Here is a 24,306-nt window from a genome sequence, read left to right on the forward strand (position 1 = left end):
TGCGCTGCGGGCGGACAGGGGTTGCGCCCCCGCCTGCCATATTGAAGTTTTTTTAAAGAGCTGTATCGCCAAGTTCGTCCAAGGTGTTTGCCTTGTGGGCGTAGCAGCCGTGATCGATTGTTATGCCGTGTCGTGTGCACGTTAGATGCTGCCGTCTTTTGACGTTGGCCATAAATAGAATCAGGCGGGGAATGATATGAAGTTCAAGTCATTGCAGGCACGCATATGTGTCACGGCAGGCGTGTGCCTGTTTGTTTCATCCATCAGCCTGATTGTCTACGGGCTCTTCAGCGCCCGGGCCAATGAGCAATATGTCGCGACCGAAGTCAGCGCACTGGTTGAAAAATCAACCATCCGGGAAATCCAGAACCTGGCCGAGTCCCGGGCCAACGCCATCCAGGCCAAGTTGCAGAATGCGCTGGATGCGGCCCGCACCATGGCCAATGCCTTCGCCGCGAGCAAGGCCTCGCAAAGCCCCCTGGTATTGGGCCGTGAACAGATCAACAGCGTACTGCTCAGCGTCCTCAAGGATAACCCGGACTTCAACGGCACCTATTCCTGCTGGGAACCGAATGCGTTGGACGGGCAGGATCCGGCGTTTCGCAATGCGGAGGATGGCAATAACCCGCTGACCGGGCGCTTCACGCCTTACTGGACGCGCAGCGCCGATGGCCATGTCGCGGTGCAGCCATTGGTCGAATATGACTCCCCGGACCGTCATCCCAACGGTGTGCCCAAGGGCGGCTGGTACAGCGGCCCGCGCGACACCCTTAAGGAAAGCGTGCTTGACCCCATTCCTTATGTAGTCCAGGGGAAAAACGTCTGGCTGACCACCTTGTCGGTGCCCATCGTATCCAACGGCAAGTTCTACGGTGTGGTCGGGGCTGACTTCGATATCGCATTTATCCAGAAACTCAGCGAGCAGATGTCTGCCGATCTCTATGGCGGCAAAGGCACGGTTTCGATCTTGAGCAACCAGGGCTTGGTGGTCGCGGACAGCCAGCGGACCGACCTGATTGGCCAGCCGATCAAGGCCTTGTTGCCTGACTCGTGGGAAAAAGTGCTCAGTGATATCCAGGGCGGTCGGAGTGATGGCCTGCTCAATGCGCAAACACAGAACATCGAAGTGCTGATGCCCATTGCGCTCGGTCGCACGGGCAAGCCCTGGGCGGTGTTGATTCGCCTGCCCAAGGCCGTGGTCATGAGCCAGGCCATCGCCCTGGAGCAGGAGCTGCAGGCGCGCAGCCTCAACAACAGCATCTGGCAGGTATCGGTAGGGTTGGTCATTTCGTTGTTGGCCCTGGCTGCCCTGTGGTATGCCGCGGCAAAAATCGTTGGGCCGATTCGCGAAGCCGCCGCCTTGGCCGCGACTATCAGCCTGGGAGATTTCTCTCGTCGCCTGGTGCAGAAGTCCGAAGATGAAGTCGGGCAGTTGTCTGTCGCCCTTAACGACATGTCTGAAAGCCTGCAACGACAGGTGCGGGTGGCCGAGCGCATTTCCGAAGGTGACCTGGACCTGGAGGTCCGCTTGTCTTCGCCCCATGACACACTCGGCAAGTCATTGGAGAAGATGGTCAGCAACCTGAACCAGCTGATTTCCGAGGTTCAGATCAGCGCCACCCAGATCACCGGTAGCTCGGCGCAGGTTACCGACTTGAGTCAGTCACTCTCCGACGGGGCCTCCAATTCCGCCTCGTCCATCACCGAAATCAGCGCGGTGATGACGCAGATGGCCGCCCAGACCCGGGACAATGCCGCCAACGCCAAGAAAGCCGATGAGCAATCCCAGGCCTCGCGGGCCGATGCCGGGGAAAGCGACAAATTGATGAGCGAACTGATTGCCGCCATGGCCGAAATCGACAACTCGGGCAAGGACATCACGGCGATCATTACCACCATCGACAACATCGCCGCACAAACCAACCTGCTGGCCTTGAACGCGGCGATCGAAGCTGCCCGGGCCGGTGAGCTTGGGCGCGGTTTTGCGGTGGTGGCCGATGAAGTACGCAGCCTGGCCGCCCGCAGTGCCGAGGCCGCCCAGCAGACCGCCGCGCTGATCGCCGATTCCTCGAGCAAGACCCAGCGCGGCATGATCATCGCCGGCCGAACCGCTGAATCGCTGAAAAACATCGTCACGGGAACCAGCGCGGTTTCCAATCTGGTTTCGCTGATCTACCAAGCCTCCAGCGAGCAGGCTTCGGGTTTGCAGCAGGCCAGTATCGGGCTTGAACAGATCGACGAAGTGACGCAGAAAAACCAGTCGAACTCGCAAGAGTGTGCAGTGGCGGCCAAGGACCTTTCAGAGCGAGCCTCGCTGATGCAGCGGGTGTTGGGACGCTTCAAAGTCAAAAGAGGCTAATGGGCGTCCGTGGCGAGGGAGCAACTCCCCTCGCCACCACGCTCCAAACCTCAAATGAACAGCATTACGGCATAGCAGGCTTTTTTGTTATCCTCGCCGCCTTCTTTCATGGATGAATACCGGGACAAGCTATGGCTAACGACACCCCGTCACGGATCGGGACGATACTGCTGGGCCTGCTTTTTGCGCTGATCGGCATTGGCTTGCTGGGCATTGCCGTCAATCTCACCCTCGACCGTCGCGACTTCCTCGCCCGGGCACAGACCGCCGATGGCATCGTCAGCCACTTGAATGCCGGTGGTTCGCATCCCGAGATCGCCTTCACCACCGTCAGCGGTGAAAAAATTTCCTACCCCCAGGGCGGCTTTATCTTCGGCTATCAGAAGGACCAACCGGTGCGGGTGCATTACCTGCCCGAGCAGCCGACGGCCAGCGCCATCGTCGATGCCCCGGCGGCACTGTGGGGCACTTCCGGGGTACTGGGTTTTATCGGCCTGGTGTTCACCCTTGTCGGCCTGCTGAAAGCCACTCGCCAGCGCGGTCGCGGTGCGGTTCATTCACATAAAGGACTTTGAACGTATGAGCTACAACATCCCACTCCCGGTTAATGAGAGTCGCTGGCAGTACCAGACCGCTAGCGGTGGTGGCCTGACCGTGGTCATGGTGGCTGGCAGTGGTGGCTCGATTATCCTGCGCTCGCCCCAGGGCGAAGACGTCAGCTACCGCTATGGCGGGGTTGGCGTGGGTGTCGGGTTTGGCGCCAGGCTGCCGCGCTTTGGCAAGATCAATATCCAGATCAAGGGCAAGGGTGTGGCTGCGGCCGGTGCGGCAGAGGCGTTTCCCAGCACTGGCAAGGTGTTTGTCAGCGACGCCCTGGTCGACCGCGACCTGAGCAGTGACGATATCACCGGCCCTTGCATGTATACCGAAGTGGGCGTGGGCCTGGGGATCGGCGGTTCGGCCACGGCCCTGCTGTTCGGGCTCGATCCCAAGTTGCTGGCGCTGTCGGTGGCCCTGAGCTCCAACCCGGCAACCTCGCTCATCGCTTCGACCACGGTCAACCGGCAACTGGCGCGCTCGGCCAAGGGCGCGGTGGTCATGGCTGGGGTGAATGCTGGCCTGCAGGCCGGTGGGGGCGCGGCGATCTACATGGGCTACCTGTTCTAGTCAGATTGTGCGAGCGTAGAACAATCCCGGCATCTAAAACCTGTGGGAATGAGTTCGCTCCCACAGGGCGTTGCACCCATAAAAATTGGTATGTGCCGAAAGCATAATGAAAATATTAGTCATCGCTTCGCTAGGGTTTTTATCGCTCATTCAAACATCACTATCCATTGCGGATAATGCCAATGGGAAAAATCTCTATCTACAGAGATGTGCCATGTGTCACGGAGCAGATATCAAGGGGACAGGGCCGTTGGCTCATAAAAGCAATCCTCCTACGCCTGACCTTACAACTGCCGCTTTCAAGAAACGACTGAGTGATTATCCGGGTGTCATTGTGTCGTCGATAATACTGCGACCCAATGGGGATTTGATTCCGAGGACCTTGCGAGAGAATGGTGTGAAGCTATCGCCGCATTCTTGGAGTGTTAAGGATTTTCGCGATTTGAATCAGTATATGGGTGGTGTGATTTCAAAGAGCCGATGATTTTTGGGCTGCTGTTGATCTATTGAGTGCGATAGAAACGGTTTGGGGTGGTGTGTATATCCGTTTCTGCGGTTACGGCGGCTTATGGTTCCGCTCTTACAGCCAGCCCTYTCAAGGTCTTTTGGCTTTAGCGGCCTTGAGCACCCGATCCGTCGACACRTGAGCATTCGCGGCTTTGCCTTCCAGCCACTCTTTGGATTTGGGCACCTTCGGGCCCCGTTTGCTCTTGGCGACGGCTTTGGGTAAGACGTTTTTCGCCAGCATCAGTAGGTACGGGGCCAGCCCATCTGYGGGGATGGGGATCGATAAGGGCTCTGCGGCAAGGCAATCTGCATGCCCTCATATCCGCTGCGTACCTGTACCGTCAGGTGAAAAATCGATGCTTCCCAATCGTCGGGCACGGTCTGACGATGGGCCTGTTCGACGCTGCGCTTGAGCACGGCCAAGACGTTGTAGGCCAGCACCGCCGATGCAAACCCGAGCAAGGCTGCCTTGGGGTTGCCCAAGGTTTGGATTTCACTGTCCAGCACCGATTCCAGGCGCTGGAACATCCCTTCGATGCTCCAGCGACGGCGGTACAAATCGGCGATTTGCTCAGCATTGATAGCGTCGGGCAAGTTGCTCCAGAACAACAGCGCGGTGTCGCCAGACTCGGTGGGGCTTTGCAGGGTCAGTTCGACACGCCGCCACTGGCGACCACCTTGAACTTCGATGATTTGCTCGCGCACGCTACCTGCCGCGACCGCGACAGGCTCCTGCCAGTTGCTTTCCTTAAGCAGGCGTGGATGCTTGCTTGGTTCGCGAATGATGAAGCAAGCCCCGGACTCTTCGCAGGCCTCCATGACAGGGAGCGTGCAGTAGAGTCGATCCGCCATCCACAGTTGCCCCGCACAGGCCTTTTCCAGCAAGGGCAGCACGCTGACACGCTCGCTGGCGTAGGCATCCTCACAAGGCTGAAGATCGACGACCTGGTCCAGATCAGGGTCGTAGACCACAACGGAAAAACCAGGCCGGGCAGCGCCTCTTTCACGGCGCAAAGGGCCCAGGCGCTTTTCGCTGGAGGGCAGATGGTTGCCATCGACGATCCGCAGTTGCCAGCCAGGCAAAATGGCTGAGTGCCCCAGCTCTTTTATCGTTGGAGTCAAGCGCTCTGCGCTGCCGATGATCAGAGCGCGCAACAGCGCAGGCTCTGTTCGGCTGACCTTGTCATACAGCGCCGCCAAACTGACAGGAAGGTCTTCCATCTGCCGCGCAGCGGCATGCAGTGAAGGCCGCAAGCCCAATGAAACAAGGGACATCAGCTCAACGATGGTTGAGAACAACAGCTCACGCGGGTACTGCCGTTGACGATGTTCTTCGAACATCTGATCGATCCATTCGGCAGGAACAGCNCCGCAAGCCCAATGAAACAAGGGACATCAGCTCAACGATGGTTGAGAACAACAGCTCACGCGGGTACTGCCGTTGACGATGTTCTTCGAACATCTGATCGATCCATTCGGCAGGAACAGCCTGCTCCAGAATCAATCGGGTCATGACACTGGCCGGTGCTTTTTTCTCAAACCGCGCTAGAACTTCTGCCCACATTGCTTTCGTCACCCTGACTGGAGTTTTGTGGGATTTTATCAAAGACCTTGAAAGGGCTGGCTCTTACAGCGGCTCACTTTTGAGAAGCGCAAAAGTAAGCAAAACGCTCCCGCCGCGAAGGGCCATCCATGGCCCAGCGCGGCTATCCCGGCATCCATGCCGGGATGCCCACTCCACAATGCCTGCGTTCGGCCAGCGTGGTTAACGGGGCGCCCGAGATCAACGTCCACCGCGAGGCGGCCTAACAGCCGACCTGGCTCTCCTGGTCGTACACCTGTCAGATCTGTGGGAGCAAAGCTTGCTCGCGATGAGGTCAGCACATCCAACATCACCGCAAGCTGACACACCGCCTTCGCGAGCCCGCTCCCACATTCAATCTTCAGTGAACACAAAATTTATATCCAACATAGAACCCCTGTGGGAGCGAGCCTGCTCGCGATGAGGCCGGCACATCCAACATCACCGCAAGCTGACACACCGTCTTCGCGAGCAAGCTCGCTCCCACAGGAGAAACGCGGTCTCACCAGGAACCAGGTCGGCTATCAGGCCGCCTCGCGGTGGACGTTGATCTCGGGCGCCCCGTTAACCACGCTGGCCGAACGCAGGCATTGCGCAGTGGGCCCACGGAGCAATGCCGGAGTGAGGGCATGCCGAACCTAAGCGAGGCACCAAGTGGTGGGGCAGAAGCGTTTTGGTTACTTTTGACTGGGCCGGCTCCCGGGCTCTTCAAAAGTGACCCGCCGTTGGGCGGAACCCTAAGCCGCCGTTACCGAAATAACGGATATAAACACCAAAAAAGCACCCATAAAAAAAGGCCACCCAAAGGCAGCCTTCAAAAACTAGAGAGGTTTTTTGCCTACACGGCCGCAACAGGACGCATGTAGGAGATTGGTGCGGTGCTGGCATCTTCGAACGTCACGACTTCCCAAGCATCTTTCTGCTCAATCAACTTGCGCAGCAGCTGGTTGTTCAGTGCATGGCCGGACTTGAAGCCCTTGAACTCACCAATCAGGCTATTGCCCAGCAGGTAGAGGTCGCCGATTGCATCGAGAATCTTGTGTTTGACGAATTCGTCTTCATAGCGAAGGCCGTCTTCGTTCAATACACCATCGGAATCGACCACGATCGCGTTTTCAACACTGCCGCCGAGTGCGAGGTTGTGCTTGCGCAGGTACTCGATGTCACTCATGAAACCAAAGGTACGGGCGCGGCTGACTTCTTTTACGAACGAAGTGCTGGAAAAATCCACGCTTGCACTCTGGGTGCGGTCACGGAAAACCGGGTGATCGAAATCGATCTCGAAGCTCACCTTGAAACCTTCGAAAGGGACGAAAGTGGCGCGCTTGTCGCCGTCTTCCACTGTCACTTCCCGCAGGATACGGATGAACTTCTTGGCGGCATCCTGCTCTTCCAGGCCTGCCGATTGAATCAGGAATACGAAGGGTCCGGCACTGCCATCCATGATCGGGACTTCGGACGCGGAGAGCTCGACGTAGGCGTTATCGATGCCCAGGCCAGCCATGGCCGAGAGCAAATGCTCCACCGTATCCACTTTGGTGTCACCGTTGACCAGAGTGGTCGACATAGTGGTTTCACCAACGTTTTCCGCGCGAGCAGGAATCTGCACCACAGGGTCGAGGTCGGCACGACAAAACACAATGCCGGTATCGATAGGCGCGGGCTTGAGGGTCAGGTAGACCTTCTCGCCGGAGTGCAAGCCGACACCTGTGGCACGGATAATATTCTTCAGGGTGCGTTGTTTAATCATGGCATGGGCCGCTTCAGCGCAAATTGCGAACTGGTATCAACAAAGGCTGGCGATGATAGCAGACCAGACCTTTGCTGAACACCAATCACCCGTATCCCCCTGATACATTTCATCAATCGGCCTGACGACGCAGGAAAGCCGGGATGTCCAGGTAATCCAGATCGTCTTGCGGATTCATCTTCGCGGCAGTCGCTGTACCGGCCTGGGCCTGGTTGCGCATGACGGTCGGACGGTCCAGGTCACGGTAGTTCACCGCAGGCGCTTCCTGACGCGAAGCCACTTGTTGTTGCGGTTGCGAAGCCATGGAGGTGTGAACGGTGTTGTCGATGACCTTCACAGGCTTCTCGATTTTCGCGCCCAGACCGGTGGCAACCACGGTAACGTGCAACTCGTCGCGCATGTCCGGATCGATAACGGTACCGACCTTGACCATTGCGTGCTCGGAAGCGAAGGCTTCGATGATGCTACCCACGTCGGAGTACTCACCCAGGGACAGGTCAGGACCGGCGGTGATGTTCACCAGGATGCCGCGTGCACCTTGCAGGTTCACGTCTTCGAGCAACGGGTTGCGGATGGCCGCTTCAGTGGCCTCGCGTGCACGGTTCGGACCGCTGGCGCAGCCAGTGCCCATCATCGCCATGCCCATTTCGCTCATGACAGTCCGTACGTCGGCAAAGTCGACGTTGATCATGCCTGGACGCTTGATGATGTCGGAGATACCGCGAACGGCACCGGCCAGTACGTCGTCAGCCTTGGCGAAAGCCGACAGCAGGCTTGCGTCTTTACCCAGGATGGTCAGCAGCTTCTCGTTGGGAATGGTGATCAACGAGTCGACGCTTTCAGACAGCAGACGAATACCTTCGTCGGCGATCTGCATACGCTTGCGGCCTTCGAAAGGGAACGGACGAGTCACCACCGCAACGGTGAGGATCCCCATTTCCTTGGCCACTTCGGCGATGATCGGCGCCGCACCGGTACCGGTGCCGCCGCCCATGCCCGTGGTGATGAACACCATGTTGGTGCCTTGCAGGACTTCTGCGATGCGCTCACGGTCTTCGAGAGCGGCCTGACGACCGACTTCCGGGTTGGCGCCGGCACCCAGGCCTTTGGTCACGCCCGTACCCAATTGCAGGATGGTCCGCGCGCCGATGGATTTCAGCGCCTGGGCATCAGTGTTGGCGCAGATGAATTCAACGCCTTCAATGTTGCTCTTGACCATGTGGTTGACAGCGTTGCCGCCGCCACCGCCGACACCGATTACTTTGATAACCGGGCTAGCGGGGATGTTGTCTACGAGTTCGAACATTTTCCCTCTCCTTTCATTCTCTAGTTTTTTCGCCTACTGCGTTTGCTGCGTCTTCCCGCGCCAAGCCTGAAACCTGCCGCTTGAAGCTTTGAAACTGTTTAAAAATTGCCTTTGACCCAAGCCTGGAGCCGCTCGAACAGCGGAGCCTTCGGCTCGTCGCTGCTGTAGCTGTCGCGGCTGCCGATGCCTGAGAACGAAATCCCGTCGGACTGCTTCTGCAGGCCGTACATCAACAGGCCCACGCCGGTGGAATAAATCGGGTTGCGGACCACGTCATCCAGGCCCTTGACGCCATGGGGCACGCCCAGGCGCACCGGCATGTGGAAAATCTCTTCGGCCAGCTCGACCGCGCCTTCCATCTTCGACGTACCGCCGGTCAGCACGATGCCGGCCGGGATCAGGTCTTCGTAGCCACTGCGACGCAGTTCAGCCTGGATCAGCGTGAACAGCTCGTCGTAACGCGGCTCGACCACCTCGGCCAGGGCCTGGCGCGACAGCTCGCGCGGTGGACGGTCGCCAACACTTGGTACCTTGATGGTTTCGCCGGCACCGGCCAGCTTCGCCAGGGCACAGGCGTAACGGATCTTGATTTCCTCGGCGTACTGGGTCGGGGTGCGCAACGCCATGGCGATGTCGTTGGTCACCTGGTCACCGGCAATCGGGATCACCGCCGTGTGGCGAATGGCGCCTTCGGTGAAGATCGCGATGTCGGTGGTGCCGCCGCCGATGTCCACCAGGCACACGCCCAGTTCTTTCTCATCGTCGGTCAGCACCGAGTAGGCCGAAGCCAGTTGCTCGAGGATGATGTCGTCGATTTCCAGGCCGCAGCGGCGCACGCATTTCTCGATGTTCTGCGCAGCGTTCACCGCACAGGTCACCACGTGGACCTTGGCTTCCAGGCGCACGCCGGACATGCCCAGGGGTTCACGCACGCCTTCCTGGTTATCGATCACGTAATCCTGCGGCAGGGTGTGCAGCACACGCTGGTCGGCCGGGATCGCGACGGCCTGGGCCGCGTCGAGCACGCGCTCAAGGTCGGCGGAACTGACTTCGCGATCACGAATGGCCACGATGCCGTGGGAATTCAGGCTGCGGATGTGATTGCCCGCCACGCCGACGAACGCCGAGTGGATCCGGCAACCGGCCATCAGCTGCGCCTCTTCGATGGCGCGCTGGATCGATTGCACGGTGGACTCGATGTTCACCACCACGCCTTTTTTCAAGCCACGGGACGGGTGCGTACCAATCCCGACGATGACCAGCGTGCCGTCGTCCGCGACTTCGCCTACCAGCGCCACCACCTTGGAAGTGCCGATATCGAGACCGACGATCATTTTCCCGCTTTGCACGTTTGCCATGGGTCCTGCCTCTTCTTAATTCTTCGCGACGGCGGGTGCGGCCGTCGTGGGCGCTACAGGTTCCCGCCAGCCAACAGCCAGGCCGTTGGCGTAGCGCAGATCGATGCGCGCAATGTTCGTAATCTGTTCTTTAAGCGTCTTGTCATAGATGGCGATGAAGCGGCGCATCTTTTCCACCAGGTTGCCGCGACCGAGCAACAGCTCGATGCCCGGCCCCGAGCTACCCGCGCCAGTGGTCAAAAACCAACTGCCGCGCTCACGCAACTCCAGGCGCGCGATGGAGAAGCCCAATGGCCGCAACATCTGGCTCAACACCTGGTATTGCTGCATCACTTGCTGCTGGGCCCGCTGTGGGCCGAACAGTTGTGGCAAATGTTCATAGTTGGCCAGTTCCCGCGGCGTAAACGCCTGGCCCTGGTTGTTCAACAACGACTCGTCACCCCAACGGGCCACCGGCAATTGCTCTTCCAGGCGGATCGACACCTGGTCAGGCCACACCCGGCGGACTTCGGCGTGGGCGATCCAAGGCATCTGCTCCAGTTCCTTGCGCATGCCCGCCAGGTCGATGGTGAAAAAACTCGACGCGACGAACGGAGCGATCCGCTGCTGCACGGCCTGCTGGCTGATGTAGCTCAGGTCGCCCTGGACGTTGATCCGGGCGATCGGCCGGTCGGCATAAGGCAGCAATCGTTGCGCGCCTTCATACGTACCGAACCCCAACGCCACCAGCAGCACCGGCCAGAACAAGCTCTTGAGAAAACCAAAATTGGCTTTCGGCAAGCGCGCCGACATCGGCTCTTTGGCCACCATTCGGCTGGCACCCCGCGGCACCGGCTTGCGACCGGGTGCGGATGGCTGATGACGAAGCGATGCGCCTTGCATGGCTTAACCTCTTGGCTCTTGATGGCCGACACTGGCGGCCAGGATCGACACCACCAGTTGCTGGAAATCCAGACCGGCGGCGCGCGCCGCCATCGGCACCAGGCTGTGGTCGGTCATGCCGGGCGCGGTGTTGACTTCCAGGAACCAGAACTGCCCATCGGCGTCCTGCATCACGTCTGCCCTGCCCCAACCGGCGATACCCAGCGCCTCACAGGCCTTGGCCGTGAGGTCCATCAGTTCTTTTTCCTTGGCGGCGTCCAGCCCGCAGGGAATGCGGTACTGGGTATCGTTGGCGACGTACTTGGCGTCGTAGTCATAGAACGTGTGGGGCGTGCCCAGCGCAATCGGAGGCAATACCTGGTCACGCAGGGTGGCGATGGTGAACTCGGGACCGGTGATCCATTGTTCGACCAACACTTGCGAATCGTAGGAACTGGCGTCTTTCCATGCCGCGGTCAACTCAGGCAGCGAATTCACTTTCGCCATGCCGATACTTGAACCTTCATGGGCCGGTTTGACGATCAAAGGGAAGCCCAGTTCCGTGGCCGCCGAAATACAATCGGCCTCGGACGCCAGCACGGCGTGACGCGGTGTTGGAATGCCAAGGCTGTGCCAGACCTGCTTGGTGCGCAGCTTGTCCATCGCCAGGGCGGATGCCAGGATGCCGCTGCCGGTGTAGGGAATGCCCAGGCATTCGAGCAGGCCTTGCATGCTGCCGTCTTCACCGCCGCGGCCATGAAGGATGATGAATGCGCGGTCGATCTTTTCGCTCAGCAGACGTTGCAGGAAGTCGTCGCCCACATCGATGCCGAATGCGTCGACACCGGCGCCTTGCAGGGCTTGCAGCACGGCATTACCGGACTTGAGGGACACCTCGCGCTCGGCGCTCTTGCCGCCGAACAGCACGGCAACACGGCCGAAGGCTTTCGGATCAAGGGTCGAGACCAGGTTGGCGTAGGCAGCAGTCATTTCAGTTTCCCCTCGCTGGCAGCCACGATTGCCCCGGCGAATAACGGACTGTTCAACAGTTTCGGGGCCAGGCCTCCAATGTCACCGGCACCCTGGCACAGCAGGATGTCGCCGGCGCGCAGCAGCGGCTTGACCAACGGCGCGAGATCCACGCCGCGTTCGATGTAGATCGGGTCCAACTGGCCGCGCTGGCGAATGCTGTGGCACAGCTGGCGGCTGTCGGCCCCTGGGATCGGCTCTTCACCGGCCGGGTAGACTTCCATCAACAGCAGCACGTTGGCGTCAGCCAGCACCTGGACGAAATCGTCGTACAGGTCGCGGGTGCGGCTATAGCGGTGCGGCTGGTAGACCATCACCAGGCGCCGCTCCGGCCAGCCACCGCGCACGGCCTTGATCACCGCCGCGACTTCGGTCGGGTGGTGGCCGTAGTCGTCCACCAGCATCACGTTGCCGCCGTCCACCGGCAGTTCGCCGTAGACCTGGAAACGTCGGCCCACGCCCTGGAACCCGGACAGGCCCTGGACGATGGCTTCATCGCTGACGCCTTCGTCGGTGGCGATGCAAATGGTGGCCAAGGCGTTGAGCACGTTGTGGTTGCCGGGCATGTTCACCGACACATCCAATGGCTCGCGATCAGGGCGCAGCACGGTGAAGAACGTCTGCATGCCCTGTTGGCGCACGTTGATGGCGCGCACGTCGGCTTCTTCGCCAAAACCGTAGGTCATGGTCGGACGCTTGATCAGCGGCAGGATTTCGCGCACCACCGGGTCGTCCAGGCACACCACCGCCAAACCGTAGAACGGCAGGTTGTGCAGGAACTCGACGAAGGTTTTCTTCAGTTTGTTGAAGTCGCCGTCGTAGGTCGCCATGTGGTCGGCGTCGATGTTGGTGACCACGGCCACCAGCGGTTGCAGATGCAGGAAGCTCGCATCGCTCTCGTCGGCTTCGGCGATCAGGTAGCGGCTGGTGCCCAGTTGGGCATTGGTGCCCGCGGCGTTCAGGCGACCGCCGATCACGAAAGTCGGGTCCAGGCCACCGGCCGCGAACACCGAGGCGATCAGGCTGGTGGTGGTGGTCTTGCCGTGGGTACCGGCGACGGCGATGCCGTGGCGATAGCGCATCAGCTCAGCCAGCATCTCGGCCCGTGGCACCACGGGGATACGGCGCTCCAGGGCGGTGGCGACTTCCGGGTTGGAAGTGTTCACAGCACTGGAAACCACCAGCACGTCGGCATTGGCGGCGTTCTCGGCACGGTGGCCGATAAAGATCTGCGCGCCGAACGATTCCAGGCGCTCGGTGACCGGGGAGGCCTTCAGGTCGGAACCCGAGACCTGGTAACCCAGGTTCAACAGCACCTCGGCGATCCCGCACATGCCCACGCCGCCGATACCGACGAAGTGGATGCGGCGGATACGGCGCATTTCCGGTTGCGGCATGGCTTTGCGATTCTCAACCATGGGCCACCTCCAGGCAGGTATCGACCACTTGGGTCGTGGCATCGGGTTTGGCCAGGCGGCGGGCGGCGCGGGCCATGTCTTCAAGTCGTTGCGGCTGCATCAAAACCTCTGTCAGGCGGGCGGCAAGATCCGCGGCGCCAGTCGTTCTTTGCGGCATCAGGAAGGCAGCGCCTTCACGGGCCAAATAATCGGCGTTACGGGTCTGGTGATCGTCGATGGCGTGGGGCAAAGGCACCAGCATCGAAGGCAGACCGGCGGCAGCCAGTTCACTGATAGTCAGCGCGCCTGCGCGGCAGACCACCAGGTCGGCCCAGCCATAGGCTTGGGCCATGTCTTTGATGAAAGGCTGTACTTGCGCCTCGACGCCAGCGGCGCGGTAGCGCTCGGCGGTCACTTCATCGTGGTTTTTGCCGGCCTGGTGAAACACTTCCGGGCGCAGTTCAGGGGCGACCTGCGACAGGGCTTCGGGCAGCAATTTGTTCAACGGTTCTGCCCCCAGGCTTCCGCCCAGGACCAGCAAACGCGCTTTGCGTCCGGCCAGGGCCGGGCGCGGTGTATCGAAAAACAGCTCGGTACGCACCGGATTACCGGTGGTGCGGCGGCTGCCCGACAGGGTAAAGGTGTCGGGAAAGGCTTCACAGACCCGGGCGGCCAACGGCACCAGTAACCGATTGGCGGTACCGGCCACGGCGTTCTGTTCGTGAACGATCACCGGCACACCGGCCAATTTCGCCGCAACACCGCCAGGACCGGTCACATAACCGCCAAACCCCACCACGCACACCGGACGCAACCGACGGATGATCGCCCGCGCCTGCCAGACCGACTTGAGCAGCATCAGCGGCGCCTTGAGCAACGACAACTTGCCCTTGCCCCGCAGGCCGCTGGCGTCGATCCGGTGCAGCTCAAGGCCAGCAGCTGGCACCAGTTCGTTCTCGATGCCCCGTGGCGTGCCCAGCCAGTGCACGGTGTAGCCGCGCGCCTGGAACTCCCGGGCACAGGCCAGCGCCGGGAATACGTGCCCGCCGGTACCGCCCGCCATGATCAGCACGTTAGCGCCCATGAGTCGGCTCCTCGGCGAAGTCGCTCTCCTGGAATTCCATCTCTTCGCTGCCCAGGTGGGTTCGACTCTCCCATTCGATGCGCAGCAACAGGCCAAGACAGGCACAGCAGATCACCAGGGAGCTGCCGCCATAACTGAGGAACGGCAGCGTCAGGCCCTTGGTCGGCAACAGGCCGACGTTCACGCCGATGTTGATCAGGAACTGGCCGATCCACAGGAACGACAAGCCATACGCCACGTAAGCGGCAAAAAACTGCTTGGCTTTCTCGGCCCACAAGCCGATGTACATGCCGCGCACGCAGACGAACACGAACAAGGCAACGGTGCACAGGGAGCCGACCACGCCCAGCTCTTCGGCCAATACCGAGAACACGAAGTCGGTGTGGGCTTCCGGCAGGTAGAACTGCTTCTGCACGCTGTTGCCCAGGCCTACGCCCAGCCATTCGCCGCGACCGAAGGCGATCAGCGCCTGGGTCAATTGATAGCCGGAACCGAACTGGTCGGCCCACGGGTCGGTGAAAGTGATCAAGCGTGCCATCCGATAAGGCTGCGCCTGGACCAATACGGTCACGGCCGCCACTGCCAATGCCACCATCAGGATGAAACGGAACAGCCCGACGCCACCCAGGAACAGCATCGCCGCCGCCGCGCCCATCATCACCACCGTGGCGCCGAAGTCCGGCTCCATCAGCAGCAGGCCCGCCATCGGCAGCAACACGATGAACGGCTTGAAAAAGCCCATCCAGCTCTCGCGCACTTCTTTCTGGCGACGCACCAGGTAACCGGCCAGGAAAATCACCACGAAGACCTTGGCGATTTCCGAAGGCTGCACGTTGAAGAAACTGAAGCCGATCCAGCGCATGGAGCCGTTGACCTCGCGGCCAATGCCCGGCACCAGCACCATCACCAACAGGCCGAAGGCACCGAGCAGCATCATCCAGCCCAGGCGCTGCCAGGTAGCGATCGGCACCATCATGGTGACGATGCACGCGCCCAGGCCGATCACCAGGTAGATCAGGTGGCGGATCATGTGATAAAGCGTGTTGCCCGACTGCACCGCGGCCACTTCCGACGACGCGGAGGTGATCATCACCAGGCCCAGGCCCAGCAAGGCCAGGCAACCGGCAAGCATCGGGAAATCCAGGTCGATGCCGCGCCCGGTGATCAGCGGCGACGGGTACGGCTTGATGATGTTCATCAGGCTCATGCCAAGTCCTCCGCGGCCCGGGCAAACAACTGCCCACGCTCTTCGTAGTTCTTGAACATGTCGAAACTGGCGCAGGCCGGCGACAACAGCACCGCATCGCCCGGGTGCGCAAGAGCGCGGCATTGCTGCACCGCCTCGTCCAGCGAACCAACGCGAACCAGCGGCACGGCATCGCCGAAGGCCTGGGCGATCAATTCGCGATCGCGGCCCATCAGCACCACGGCACGGCAGTTGGCCGCCACCGGGTCGCGCAAGTCCTTGAAGTCGGCGCCCTTGCCGTCGCCGCCGACGATCAGCACGAGCTTGCCTTCGATGTCCGCGCCCAGCCCTTCGATGGCCGCCAGTGCGGCACCGACGTTGGTGGCCTTGGAGTCGTTGTACCAGGCCACGCCGTCCAGGTCGCGTACCCACTGGCAGCGGTGCTCAAGACCGGCGAAGGTACGCAGGGCCGAGAGCATGGCGTCGAACGGCAGGCCGACTGCATGCCCCAGGGCCAACGCGGCCAGGGCATTGGCCTGGTTGTGGGCGCCACGAATCTTCAGTTCGCGCACCGGCATCAGGTTCTGGAATTCGAAGGCCAGGTATTTCTCGCCATTCTCTTCGCGCAGCCCGAAGCCTTTGAAGTCCGGCACGCCCAGGCCGAAGGACCAGCACGGCATGCCCTCGCCCAACAACGGACGAGTCAGGGCGTCCTGGCGGTTGAACACCACTTGCCGGGCACCACGGAAGATCCGGTGCTTGGCCAGGTGATAAGCCGGCAGGCCGCTGTAGCGGTCCATGTGGTCTTCGCTGACGTTGAGCACGGTCGCCACTTCGGCGCCCAGGTGGTCGGTGGTTTCCAGCTGGAAGCTCGACAGTTCCATCACGTACAGCTCGACGTCGTCACTGAGCAGGTCCAGCGCCGGGGTACCGAGGTTGCCGCCCACGGCGACGCGCTTGCCGGCCGCCGCGGCCATCTCGCCCACCAGGGTGGTGACGGTGCTCTTGGCATTGGAACCGCTGATGGCGACGATTGGCGCCTTGGCGTTACGCGCGAACAGCTCGATGTCGCCGGACAATTTCACGCCACGGGCAGCGGCCGCCTGCAGGGCCGGAGTCGCCAGGGCCAGGCCGGGGCTCACGTAGAGCTCATCGGCGCGGCACAGGAATTCGACGTCCAGCTCGCCACAACGCACGTCCACCTGCGGATAGTCACGGCGCAGCGTGGCCAGCTCAGGTGGATTTTCCCGCGTATCGGCCACGGCAAACGACACGCCCCGGTTCGCCAGGAAGCGAACCAGGGACATGCCGCTCTTGCCGAGGCCGACAACGATGCGGAAGTGGTCAGAAGCGATCAGGGACACTCGTTCTACCTCAGCTTCAGGGTGGCAAGGCCAATCAGCACCAGAATCACGGTGATGATCCAGAAACGGACGATCACACGCGGCTCGGGCCAGCCCTTGAGTTCAAAGTGGTGGTGGATCGGCGCCATGCGGAATACGCGGCGGCCGGTCAATTTAAAGGAAGCAACCTGAATGACGACTGACAGGGTCTCCATCACGAACACACCGCCCATGATGAACAGGACGATTTCCTGGCGAACGATGACCGCGATGGTGCCCAGGGCCGCGCCCAGCGCCAGCGCGCCGACGTCGCCCATGAAGACTTGCGCCGGGTAGGTGTTGAACCACAGGAAGCCCAGACCGGCACCGATCAGCGCACCGCAGAACACGATCAGCTCGCCCGCCCCTGGCACATAGGGGATCAGCAGGTATTCGGCGAATTTCACGTTACCCGACAGGTAGCAGAAGATCCCCAGCGCACCGCCGACCATGACCGTGGGCATGATCGCCAGGCCATCGAGGCCGTCGGTGAGGTTGACCGCGTTGCTCGAACCGACGATCACCAGGTAGGTCAGCACGATGAAACCTGCGCCCAGCGGGATGCTGTAGTCCTTGAGCATCGGCAGGATCAGGGTGGTCTCCACCGGCGAAGCGGCGGTCATATAAAGGAAGATCGCCGCGCCGAGGCCGAACACCGACTGCCAGAAATACTTCCAGCGGCTTGGCAGCCCACGGGAGTTCTTCTCGATGACCTTGCGATAGTCGTCGACCCAGCCGATGGCGCCGAATAACAAGGTCACCAGCAGCACGACCCAGACATACCGGTTCGCCAGGTCGGCCCAGAGCAAGGTGCTGATGCCGATGGACGACAGGATCAGCGCGCCGCCCATGGTCGGGGTGCCGGATTTGGACAGATGCGATTGCGGGCCGTCGTTACGAACCGACTGGCCGATTTGCAGGTTCTGCAGAGTGCGGATCATCCACGGGCCCAGGAACAGCGACAACGACAGCGCGGTCAGCACACCCAGGATCCCGCGCAGGGTCAGGTACTGGAAGACCGCGAAGCCTTTGTGAAACTGTTGCAGGTACTCCGCTAGCAGCAGCAGCATTAATGTTTCTCCGTGGAGGCGCCGCACAGCGCCGCGACGATGTTTTCCATCGCTGCGCTGCGTGAGCCCTTGATCAATAAGGTGGTGTTCGGGTCCTGCTCGGCGCCCAGGGCCTGGATCAGTTCGGCCTGAGTGGTGAAATGCCGTGCGTGCTCGCCAAACGCGGCGACCGCATGGGCCATCATCGGGCCGACCGCATACAGCGCGTCGACCTTGCCGCGCGCATAGGCACCGACGTCGTGATGCCCCTGTTGCGCCCACTCGCCCAGTTCACCGATATCCCCCAGCACCAATACGGTACGGCCGGAGAAACCGGCGAGGATATCCACGGCCGCGCACATGGACGACGGGTTGGCGTTATAGGTGTCGTCGATCACGCGCATGCCATTGCTGGCCAGTTGCGCGACGGAGCGCCCCTTGACCGGCTGCACGGCGTTCAACCCGGCGACGATGCCCGGCAGCGACACGCCCAGCGCATGGGCGGCAGCCGCCGCGGCCAGGGCGTTGGCAACGTTATGGGTGCCAAGCAGGTTCAACTGCACCCGCTCGGCGCCATCCGGGCTGTGCAGGTTGAAGGCCGGGCAACCGCGAGCATCGCGGTCCAGGTCGCTGGCGTAGAAATTCGCGGCGAGGTTGCTCAGGGCAAAGGTCAGCACCTTGCGCTCGCCCGCCCGGGTCTTCCAGATTTCGAAGGCCTTGTCGTCGAGATTCAGCACAGCGACGCCATCGGCATCCAGTCCCTCGATGATCTCGCCCTTGGCCTCGACGATTTTTTCCGGGCCGCCGAACTCACCGACGTGAGCAGTCCCGGCATTGTTGAGCACCGCCACATGAGGCTTGGTCATGCCCACGGTGTAGGCAATCTCGCCGAGCCGCGAAGCGCCCAGTTCGATGACCGCGGCGCTGTGTTCCGGCGCCAGCTCCAGCAGGGTCAGTGGCACGCCGAGGTCGTTGTTCAGGTTGCCACGGGTCGCCAGCACCGGACCGCGGGTGCGCAGGATGCTGGCCAGCATTTCCTTGACCGTGGTCTTGCCGCTGGAGCCGGTGATGGCTGCGACCGGGTTGCCATAGGCCGCGCGGTTCAGCGCACCGAGCTGGCCCAGGGCCAGGCGGGTGTCGTTGACGAGCAATTGCGGCAGCGTGCTGTTGCTCACTTCGCGCTCGACCAGGGCCGCGACCGCACCTTTGGCGGCGACCTCGTTCAAGTAATCGTGACCATCGAAGCGCGGCCCAGCCAGAGCGACGAACAGTTGCCCCGGCGCGATCGCCCGACTGTCGATGCTGACGCCGTTGAAGGTGGCGTCCGCGGCGATGAGGCGCGCATTCAGGGCGTTGGTCAGTTCGCTGAGCTTCAGGGCCTTAAGCATGGGCCACCTCCCACGCGGTCAGGGCGTGATCGGCTTCCACCAGATCGGAGAAAGCGTGGCGTTCGCCGTTGATTTCCTGATAGTCCTCATGGCCTTTGCCGGCCAGGACGATGACATCGTCCGCCGAGGCGCTGGCGATCAACTGGGCAATGGCCTGGCCGCGACCAGCCACGAAGGTGACGTTATCCACAGCCGCAAAACCAGCACGGATGTCGTCGAAAATCCGCTGCGGGTCTTCGCTGCGTGGGTTGTCGTCGGTGACCAGCACGCCGTCTGCCAGCCGCTCCACCACTTCGGCCATCAATGGGCGTTTGCCGCGATCGCGATCGCCACCGCAGCCGAACAGGCACAGCAACCTGCCCTTGGCGTGAGGACGCAAGGCCGTGAGAACTTTTTCCAACGCGTCGGGGGTATGGGCGTAATCGACCACAACCAGTGGTTGAGTCCCACCGCCCAAACGCTGCATGCGGCCGGCCGGGCCCTCGAGCTTCGGCAAGACCTTGAGAATTTCGTCCAGCGCGTAGTCCAGGCCGAGCAAGGCGCCGATGGCCGCCAAGACGTTGCTCAGGTTGAAGCGGCCGAGCAAGGTGCTGCGCAAATGGTGCTCGCCCTGGGGCGTGACCAAGGTGGCGCGCACGCCTTCGTCATTGAATTGCGCCTGGCGTACATAAAGGTAGGCGCTGGCATCTTCCAGGCTGTAGGTGATCAACCGCGACTCGCGCTTTTCGGCAGCCAGTTGCCGACCGAATTCGTCATCAAGGTTGATGACCCGGCACTTCAGGTCATTCCAGGCAAACAGCTTGGCCTTGGCTTCACCGTAGGCCTGCATGGTGCCGTGGTAATCCAGATGATCCCGGGACAGGTTGGTCAACACCGCGACATCGAATGCCAGGGCGGTCACACGGCCCTGATCCAAACCGTGGGAAGAGACTTCCATCGCAACGGCCTTGGCACCGGCCTTTTTCAGGTCCGCCAAGGTCGCTTGCACGGCAATCGGGTTCGGCGTGGTGTGCAGTCCGCTTTCCAGCGCGCCATGGAAGCCGTTGCCCAGGGTCCCGACAATGCCGCAATGCTGGCCGAGCAGGTCGAGGGCCTGGGCCACCAGTTGGGTCACGCTGGTCTTGCCGTTGGTGCCGGTCACGCCCACCAGGTTCAGGTGACGGCTCGGGTCGCCATAGAATCGCCCGGCGATGTCCGACAGCTGCGCCGCCAGGCCCTTGACCGGAATCAGCGGAACGTCGGTGATCGGCAGCACTGTCGCGCCTTGCACTTCATAAGCCACGGCAGCCGCGCCACGCTTCAGGGCATCGGCAATATGGTCGCGACCATCGAAACGGGCACCCGGCACCGCCAGGAACAAATCCCCGGCGCGGACATTGCGGCTGTCCAGGGCCAGTTCACGAATCAGCAGATCGTGACCGGCGTGGGCAAAAATCTTGTTCAGGCTCAGGGACATCAGCCACGCCCTCCTTCGGCTTTCAAGGGAACGACCGGTGCGGTATTGGCCTGCTGGGTCGGCGGCAGGTTATCCGGGGTAATGTTCATCAGGCGCAGGGTGCCGGACATGACTTTGCTGAACACTGGCGCCGAGACCAGGCCACCGAAGTAGCCGGCCTTGCTCGGTTCATCGATGACCACGACGATGGCGTAGCGCGGGTCGCTCATCGGGCCGAAGCCGGCAAACAGCGAACGGTAGGAATTCTCGGCGTAGCCTTTGGTGCCCACGGAGGTCTTACGGGCCGTACCCGATTTACCTGCCACGTGATAGGCCGGCACCTGGGCGCGATAGACACCACGCGGCGCCTCGATCACCTGTTGCAGCATGCCCTGCATGGTCTTGGCGACGTTCTCCGGGATCACCTGGGTGGTCTGCGGCGCCTTGTCGGTCTTGATCAGGGTCAGCGGGGCGATACGGCCATTGTTGGCCAGCGCGGAGAACGCGTGGACCAGTTGGATCGCCGTCACGGAAACACCGTAGCCATAGGACAGGGTGGCGGTTTCCGCCTTGCGCCAGTCACGGTAGTTGGGCAGGTTGCCGACACGCTCGCCCGGGAAGCCCAGGCCGGTGTCCTGGCCGAGGCCGATTTTCTGGGCCAGGCGATAAATCGTCTCGCCGCCGATATCGAAGGCGATCTTGCTCATGCCCACGTTACTGGAGTTGATCAGGATGCCGGTCAGGTCGAGCACCGGGCCTTCGGTCTTGGACACGTCACGAATGGTGTACTTGCCGATCTGCAGGGTGCCCGGGTACACCTCGACGGTGTCGCTCGGTTTCCAGCGCCCGGTTTCCAGGGCGGCGGCCATGGACACGGCTTTCATGGTCGAACCGGGCTCGAACACGTCGATCATCGCGCGGTTGCGCATCATCGCCGGTTGCAGGTTGCGACGGTTGTTCGGGTTGTAGGTCGGCTGGTTGACCATGGCCAGGATCTCGCCGGTCTTCACGTCCATGATCACCAGGCTGCCGGCCTTGGCACCGTTCTCGACGATGGCATTGCGCAGCTCACGGTTGGCCAGGTATTGCAGGCGCAGGTCAATGGACAACGCCAAGGGCTTGCCGGCCTTGGCGTTTTTGGTGACTTGGACATCCTTGATCAGCCTGCCGCGCCGATCCTTGATGACTTGGCGCTTGCCGGCGACCCCGGCGAGCCATTCGTCATAGGCCAGTTCGACACCTTCCCGCCCTCGGTCATCAATGTCGGTAAACCCCACCATATGGGCCGTGACTTCACCAGCCGGGTAGAAACGCCGGAACTCTTCGATGCCGTAGACACCAGGTACTTTCAGGTCGAGCACACTCTGGCCCTGCTCGGGCGTCAGGCCGCGCACCAGATAAATGAATTCCTTGTTGGCCTGGGCTTCGAGGCGCTCGGCCAGGGCCTTGGGATCCTGCCCGAGGGCCGCGGCCAGTGCCGGCCATTTTTCCTTGGCCAGCTGCATTTCCTTGGCGTTGGCCCACAAGGTGGTCACCGGGGTGCTCACGGCCAGGGGTTCGCCATTGCGGTCGGTGATCAGGCCACGGTGAGCCGGGATCGGAATATGACGCACGCTGCGAGCATCGCCCTGACCCTTGAGGAAATCACGGTCGACAACCTGCAGGTCGATGATGCGCCACGAAATCGCCGCCACCATGACCCCGAGCAAACCCAGGACCAGACGAAACCGCCACGGGAACAGCGCCCCTTCGAGTTTCATCATGGCGCCACCATCTGCACTTCGGCGGCGCCGGGAATGCGCATTTTCAGCTGTTCGGTGGCCAACACTTCGATACGGCTATGGGCGGTCCAGGTGCTCTGCTCCAGGATCAACCGGCCCCACTCGGCCTGCGCCTTGTCGCGCACGCTCAGCTCGTTGTAAAGGTTATTGAGCAACTGCCGGTTCCAGTGCGCGCTATAGGACACGCCGATGGCCGACACGAGCACGCCGATAAACAGCAGCAGCATGAAAAAGCTGCCGCCTGGCAGTGGCTTGGCGAAGAGCTTGCTCACCGCAACTTCTCCGCGACACGCATGACGGCGCTACGGGCACGTGGGTTGGCCTTGAGTTCAGCCTCGGAGGCGAACTGCGCTTTGCCATGGATCTTGATTTTTGGCACGAAGGCTTCGAAACGCACCGGCAGGTTGCGCGGCAGGTTATCGGCTTCGCCTTTGGTGAGCTTGCGCATGAACAGCTTGACGATGCGGTCTTCCAGGGAATGGAAGCTGATCACCACCAACCGACCGCCGACTTCCAGCGCCTCAAGCGCCGCTTCGAGACCGACTTCCAGATCGCCCAGCTCGTTATTGACGTGGATGCGCAAGCCCTGGAAAGCACGGGTCGCCGGGTTCTTGCCCTTTTCCCAAGCCGGATTGGCAACTTTCAACACCTCGGCCAGGTCACCGGTGCGCTCGAATGGCTTGATGTCGCGCCGCTCGACCACGGCACGGGCCATACGGCCGGAGAAACGCTCTTCACCGTACTCCTTGAAAACGCGGGCGATTTCTTCCACCGGGGCAGTGTTGACGAATTCGGCGGCGCTGATGCCACGGGACGGGTCCATGCGCATGTCCAGCGGGCCGTCATTAAGGAAGCTGAAGCCGCGCTCCGGGTCGTCCAGTTGTGGCGAAGACACGCCCAGGTCGAGCAGCACGCCACTGACCTTGCCGGCCAGGCCACGCTCGGCGACCTCCGAAGCCAGTTCGGCAAAGCTGCGCTGCACAATGACAAAGCGGCCGTCTTCGGCCGCCAGCGCTTGCCCGGTGGCAATCGCTTGAGGATCCTTGTCGAACCCCAGCAGCCGGCCACCCGGACCGAGCTTGCTGAGAATCAACCGGCTGTGTCCGCCACGCCCGAACGTACCGTCCAGATAGCAGCCATCAGGACGTACGGCGAGAGCCTCGACGGCTTCGTCCAGCAGTACGGTGATGTGGTTAAAGCCGCTATCAATAGTCACAGGATCAAATCACGCAGTTCATCAGGCATGGCGCCCGGTTGTTGAATAGCAGCGAGGTCGGCGGCAGAAACCGCATTCCAGGCATCTTCGTCCCACAGCTGGAACTTGTTCAGTTGGCCCACCAGCATCGCGCGCTTGTCCAGCTTGGCGTACTCGCGCAGGCGCGGTGGAACCAGGAAACGACCGCTGCCATCGAGTTCGAGGTCGACGGCATTACCAATCAGCAAGCGTTGCAAACGGCGGTTTTCTTCCCGTAGCGAAGGCAGTGCGCGCAGTTTGGTTTCGATGATTTCCCACTCATCAAGAGGGTAAACACACAAACATGGGTCAACGGCGTCGATCGTGACGATTAACTGCCCAGAACTTCGCGAAACGAGCTCGTCACGATACCGGCTCGGCATGGCGAGACGGCCTTTTGCATCGAGACTGATAGCGTTAGCTCCGCGAAACACGTCTGCGTTTCTCCACT

Annotated in this window: 20 protein-coding genes and 2 pseudogenes; 5 read left to right on the forward strand and 17 right to left on the reverse strand. The window is 61.5% G+C overall.

The window, feature by feature from the left end; translation table 11 throughout:
- Window positions 1–436: 436 nt before the first annotated feature.
- From ASC85_RS33970 to ASC85_RS31665, 5 genes and pseudogenes are all read left to right on the forward strand, one after another.
- Window positions 437–1,459, forward strand: a pseudogene (locus ASC85_RS33970) (PDC sensor domain-containing protein); the annotation flags it as partial.
- A gap of 111 nt (window positions 1,460–1,570) precedes the next feature.
- Window positions 1,571–2,359, forward strand: coding sequence for a methyl-accepting chemotaxis protein (locus ASC85_RS33975; RefSeq protein ID WP_414705996.1), 789 nt, complete (start codon window positions 1,571–1,573; stop codon window positions 2,357–2,359).
- Between the two features lie 131 nt (window positions 2,360–2,490).
- Window positions 2,491–2,934 carry a DUF3592 domain-containing protein gene (locus ASC85_RS24545; RefSeq protein WP_057451737.1) on the forward strand — a complete coding sequence of 148 codons (444 nt, stop codon included), beginning with the start codon at window positions 2,491–2,493 and terminating at the stop codon, window positions 2,932–2,934.
- Window positions 2,935–2,938: 4 nt separating this feature from the next.
- On the forward strand, window positions 2,939–3,526 hold the full coding sequence (locus tag ASC85_RS24550; RefSeq protein ID WP_057451738.1) for a hypothetical protein: 588 nt from the start codon (window positions 2,939–2,941) through the stop codon (window positions 3,524–3,526).
- Between the two features lie 106 nt (window positions 3,527–3,632).
- A complete protein-coding gene (locus tag ASC85_RS31665) occupies window positions 3,633–4,010 on the forward strand; it encodes a c-type cytochrome (RefSeq protein WP_082534485.1) in 378 nt (125 codons plus the stop codon).
- 111 nt (window positions 4,011–4,121) lie between these two features.
- On the opposite strand, the pseudogene ASC85_RS24555 reads toward ASC85_RS31665, so the two are convergent.
- The 17 genes and pseudogenes from ASC85_RS24555 to mraZ all read right to left on the reverse strand — a co-directional run.
- Window positions 4,122–5,401: pseudogene (locus ASC85_RS24555) on the reverse strand (IS4 family transposase); the annotation flags it as partial.
- A gap of 1,052 nt (window positions 5,402–6,453) precedes the next feature.
- Complete coding sequence (lpxC, locus tag ASC85_RS24560; RefSeq protein WP_003178240.1) at window positions 6,454–7,365, reverse strand: UDP-3-O-acyl-N-acetylglucosamine deacetylase; 912 nt, start codon at window positions 7,363–7,365, stop codon at window positions 6,454–6,456.
- A gap of 112 nt (window positions 7,366–7,477) precedes the next feature.
- Complete coding sequence (ftsZ, locus tag ASC85_RS24565; protein WP_003205341.1) at window positions 7,478–8,671, reverse strand: cell division protein FtsZ; 1,194 nt, start codon at window positions 8,669–8,671, stop codon at window positions 7,478–7,480.
- Between the two features lie 98 nt (window positions 8,672–8,769).
- Window positions 8,770–10,029, reverse strand: a complete 1,260-nt coding sequence (gene ftsA / locus ASC85_RS24570) for a cell division protein FtsA (RefSeq protein WP_003205342.1) — start codon at window positions 10,027–10,029, stop codon at window positions 8,770–8,772.
- 15 nt (window positions 10,030–10,044) lie between these two features.
- A complete protein-coding gene (locus ASC85_RS24575; RefSeq protein ID WP_057451739.1) occupies window positions 10,045–10,911 on the reverse strand; it encodes a cell division protein FtsQ/DivIB in 867 nt (288 codons plus the stop codon).
- A gap of 3 nt (window positions 10,912–10,914) precedes the next feature.
- The gene (locus ASC85_RS24580; protein ID WP_057451740.1) at window positions 10,915–11,880 is read right to left on the reverse strand and encodes a D-alanine--D-alanine ligase; all 966 of its coding nucleotides are present in this window, start codon (window positions 11,878–11,880) and stop codon (window positions 10,915–10,917) included.
- Complete coding sequence (gene murC, locus ASC85_RS24585) at window positions 11,877–13,337, reverse strand: UDP-N-acetylmuramate--L-alanine ligase (RefSeq protein WP_057451741.1); 1,461 nt, start codon at window positions 13,335–13,337, stop codon at window positions 11,877–11,879. The genes ASC85_RS24580 and murC overlap by 4 nt, the downstream gene beginning before the upstream one ends.
- Window positions 13,330–14,400, reverse strand: a complete 1,071-nt coding sequence (gene murG, locus ASC85_RS24590) for an undecaprenyldiphospho-muramoylpentapeptide beta-N-acetylglucosaminyltransferase (RefSeq protein ID WP_057451742.1) — start codon at window positions 14,398–14,400, stop codon at window positions 13,330–13,332. Before murG ends, murC begins: the two co-directional genes overlap by 8 nt.
- The gene (gene ftsW, locus ASC85_RS24595; RefSeq protein WP_057451743.1) at window positions 14,390–15,607 is read right to left on the reverse strand and encodes a putative lipid II flippase FtsW; all 1,218 of its coding nucleotides are present in this window, start codon (window positions 15,605–15,607) and stop codon (window positions 14,390–14,392) included. Before ftsW ends, murG begins: the two co-directional genes overlap by 11 nt.
- Window positions 15,604–16,950, reverse strand: a complete 1,347-nt coding sequence (gene murD, locus ASC85_RS24600) for a UDP-N-acetylmuramoyl-L-alanine--D-glutamate ligase (protein ID WP_057451744.1) — start codon at window positions 16,948–16,950, stop codon at window positions 15,604–15,606. Before murD ends, ftsW begins: the two co-directional genes overlap by 4 nt.
- A 5-nt stretch (window positions 16,951–16,955) precedes the next feature.
- Window positions 16,956–18,038 (reverse strand): phospho-N-acetylmuramoyl-pentapeptide-transferase, encoded by a 1,083-nt coding sequence (gene mraY, locus ASC85_RS24605; RefSeq protein WP_003205349.1) that lies wholly within the window; start codon window positions 18,036–18,038, stop codon window positions 16,956–16,958.
- Window positions 18,038–19,405 carry a UDP-N-acetylmuramoyl-tripeptide--D-alanyl-D-alanine ligase gene (locus tag ASC85_RS24610; RefSeq protein ID WP_057451745.1) on the reverse strand — a complete coding sequence of 456 codons (1,368 nt, stop codon included), beginning with the start codon at window positions 19,403–19,405 and terminating at the stop codon, window positions 18,038–18,040. Before ASC85_RS24610 ends, mraY begins: the two co-directional genes overlap by 1 nt.
- Window positions 19,398–20,861, reverse strand: coding sequence for a UDP-N-acetylmuramoyl-L-alanyl-D-glutamate--2,6-diaminopimelate ligase (locus tag ASC85_RS24615; RefSeq protein ID WP_057451746.1), 1,464 nt, complete (start codon window positions 20,859–20,861; stop codon window positions 19,398–19,400). Before ASC85_RS24615 ends, ASC85_RS24610 begins: the two co-directional genes overlap by 8 nt.
- Window positions 20,861–22,600 carry a peptidoglycan D,D-transpeptidase FtsI family protein gene (locus tag ASC85_RS24620; protein ID WP_164488498.1) on the reverse strand — a complete coding sequence of 580 codons (1,740 nt, stop codon included), beginning with the start codon at window positions 22,598–22,600 and terminating at the stop codon, window positions 20,861–20,863. Before ASC85_RS24620 ends, ASC85_RS24615 begins: the two co-directional genes overlap by 1 nt.
- The gene (gene ftsL, locus ASC85_RS24625; protein WP_057451748.1) at window positions 22,600–22,893 is read right to left on the reverse strand and encodes a cell division protein FtsL; all 294 of its coding nucleotides are present in this window, start codon (window positions 22,891–22,893) and stop codon (window positions 22,600–22,602) included. Before ftsL ends, ASC85_RS24620 begins: the two co-directional genes overlap by 1 nt.
- Window positions 22,890–23,837 (reverse strand): 16S rRNA (cytosine(1402)-N(4))-methyltransferase RsmH, encoded by a 948-nt coding sequence (rsmH, locus tag ASC85_RS24630; RefSeq protein ID WP_057451749.1) that lies wholly within the window; start codon window positions 23,835–23,837, stop codon window positions 22,890–22,892. Before rsmH ends, ftsL begins: the two co-directional genes overlap by 4 nt.
- Window positions 23,834–24,289, reverse strand: coding sequence for a division/cell wall cluster transcriptional repressor MraZ (gene mraZ, locus ASC85_RS24635; RefSeq protein ID WP_003205355.1), 456 nt, complete (start codon window positions 24,287–24,289; stop codon window positions 23,834–23,836). Before mraZ ends, rsmH begins: the two co-directional genes overlap by 4 nt.
- Window positions 24,290–24,306: the final 17 nt, after the last annotated feature.

The organism is Pseudomonas sp. Root401 (assembly GCF_001425105.1).
Taxonomy (GTDB): Bacteria; Pseudomonadota; Gammaproteobacteria; order Pseudomonadales; family Pseudomonadaceae; genus Aquipseudomonas; species Aquipseudomonas brassicacearum.

What these genes read in the sequence shown, in the direction of transcription:
- ASC85_RS24575 (WP_057451739.1), bottom strand. Translation starts at nt 10,911, where the DNA reads ATGCAAGGCGCATCGCTTCGTCATCAGCCATCCGCACCCGGTCGCAAG.
- ftsA (WP_003205342.1), bottom strand. Translation starts at nt 10,029, where the DNA reads ATGGCAAACGTGCAAAGCGGGAAAATGATCGTCGGTCTCGATATCGGC.
- ftsZ (WP_003205341.1), bottom strand. Translation starts at nt 8,671, where the DNA reads ATGTTCGAACTCGTAGACAACATCCCCGCTAGCCCGGTTATCAAAGTA.
- ASC85_RS24615 (WP_057451746.1), bottom strand. Translation starts at nt 20,861, where the DNA reads ATGTCCCTGAGCCTGAACAAGATTTTTGCCCACGCCGGTCACGATCTG.
- ASC85_RS24550 (WP_057451738.1), top strand. Translation starts at nt 2,939, where the DNA reads ATGAGCTACAACATCCCACTCCCGGTTAATGAGAGTCGCTGGCAGTAC.
- ASC85_RS33975 (WP_414705996.1), top strand. Translation starts at nt 1,571, where the DNA reads ATGGTCAGCAACCTGAACCAGCTGATTTCCGAGGTTCAGATCAGCGCC.
- mraY (WP_003205349.1), bottom strand. Translation starts at nt 18,038, where the DNA reads ATGCTGCTGCTGCTAGCGGAGTACCTGCAACAGTTTCACAAAGGCTTC.
- ASC85_RS24580 (WP_057451740.1), bottom strand. Translation starts at nt 11,880, where the DNA reads ATGACTGCTGCCTACGCCAACCTGGTCTCGACCCTTGATCCGAAAGCC.
- ASC85_RS24545 (WP_057451737.1), top strand. Translation starts at nt 2,491, where the DNA reads ATGGCTAACGACACCCCGTCACGGATCGGGACGATACTGCTGGGCCTG.
- murC (WP_057451741.1), bottom strand. Translation starts at nt 13,337, where the DNA reads ATGGTTGAGAATCGCAAAGCCATGCCGCAACCGGAAATGCGCCGTATC.
- lpxC (WP_003178240.1), bottom strand. Translation starts at nt 7,365, where the DNA reads ATGATTAAACAACGCACCCTGAAGAATATTATCCGTGCCACAGGTGTC.
- ftsW (WP_057451743.1), bottom strand. Translation starts at nt 15,607, where the DNA reads ATGAGCCTGATGAACATCATCAAGCCGTACCCGTCGCCGCTGATCACC.
- murG (WP_057451742.1), bottom strand. Translation starts at nt 14,400, where the DNA reads ATGGGCGCTAACGTGCTGATCATGGCGGGCGGTACCGGCGGGCACGTA.
- ASC85_RS31665 (WP_082534485.1), top strand. Translation starts at nt 3,633, where the DNA reads ATGAAAATATTAGTCATCGCTTCGCTAGGGTTTTTATCGCTCATTCAA.
- ASC85_RS24610 (WP_057451745.1), bottom strand. Translation starts at nt 19,405, where the DNA reads ATGCTTAAGGCCCTGAAGCTCAGCGAACTGACCAACGCCCTGAATGCG.
- ASC85_RS24620 (WP_164488498.1), bottom strand. Translation starts at nt 22,600, where the DNA reads ATGAAACTCGAAGGGGCGCTGTTCCCGTGGCGGTTTCGTCTGGTCCTG.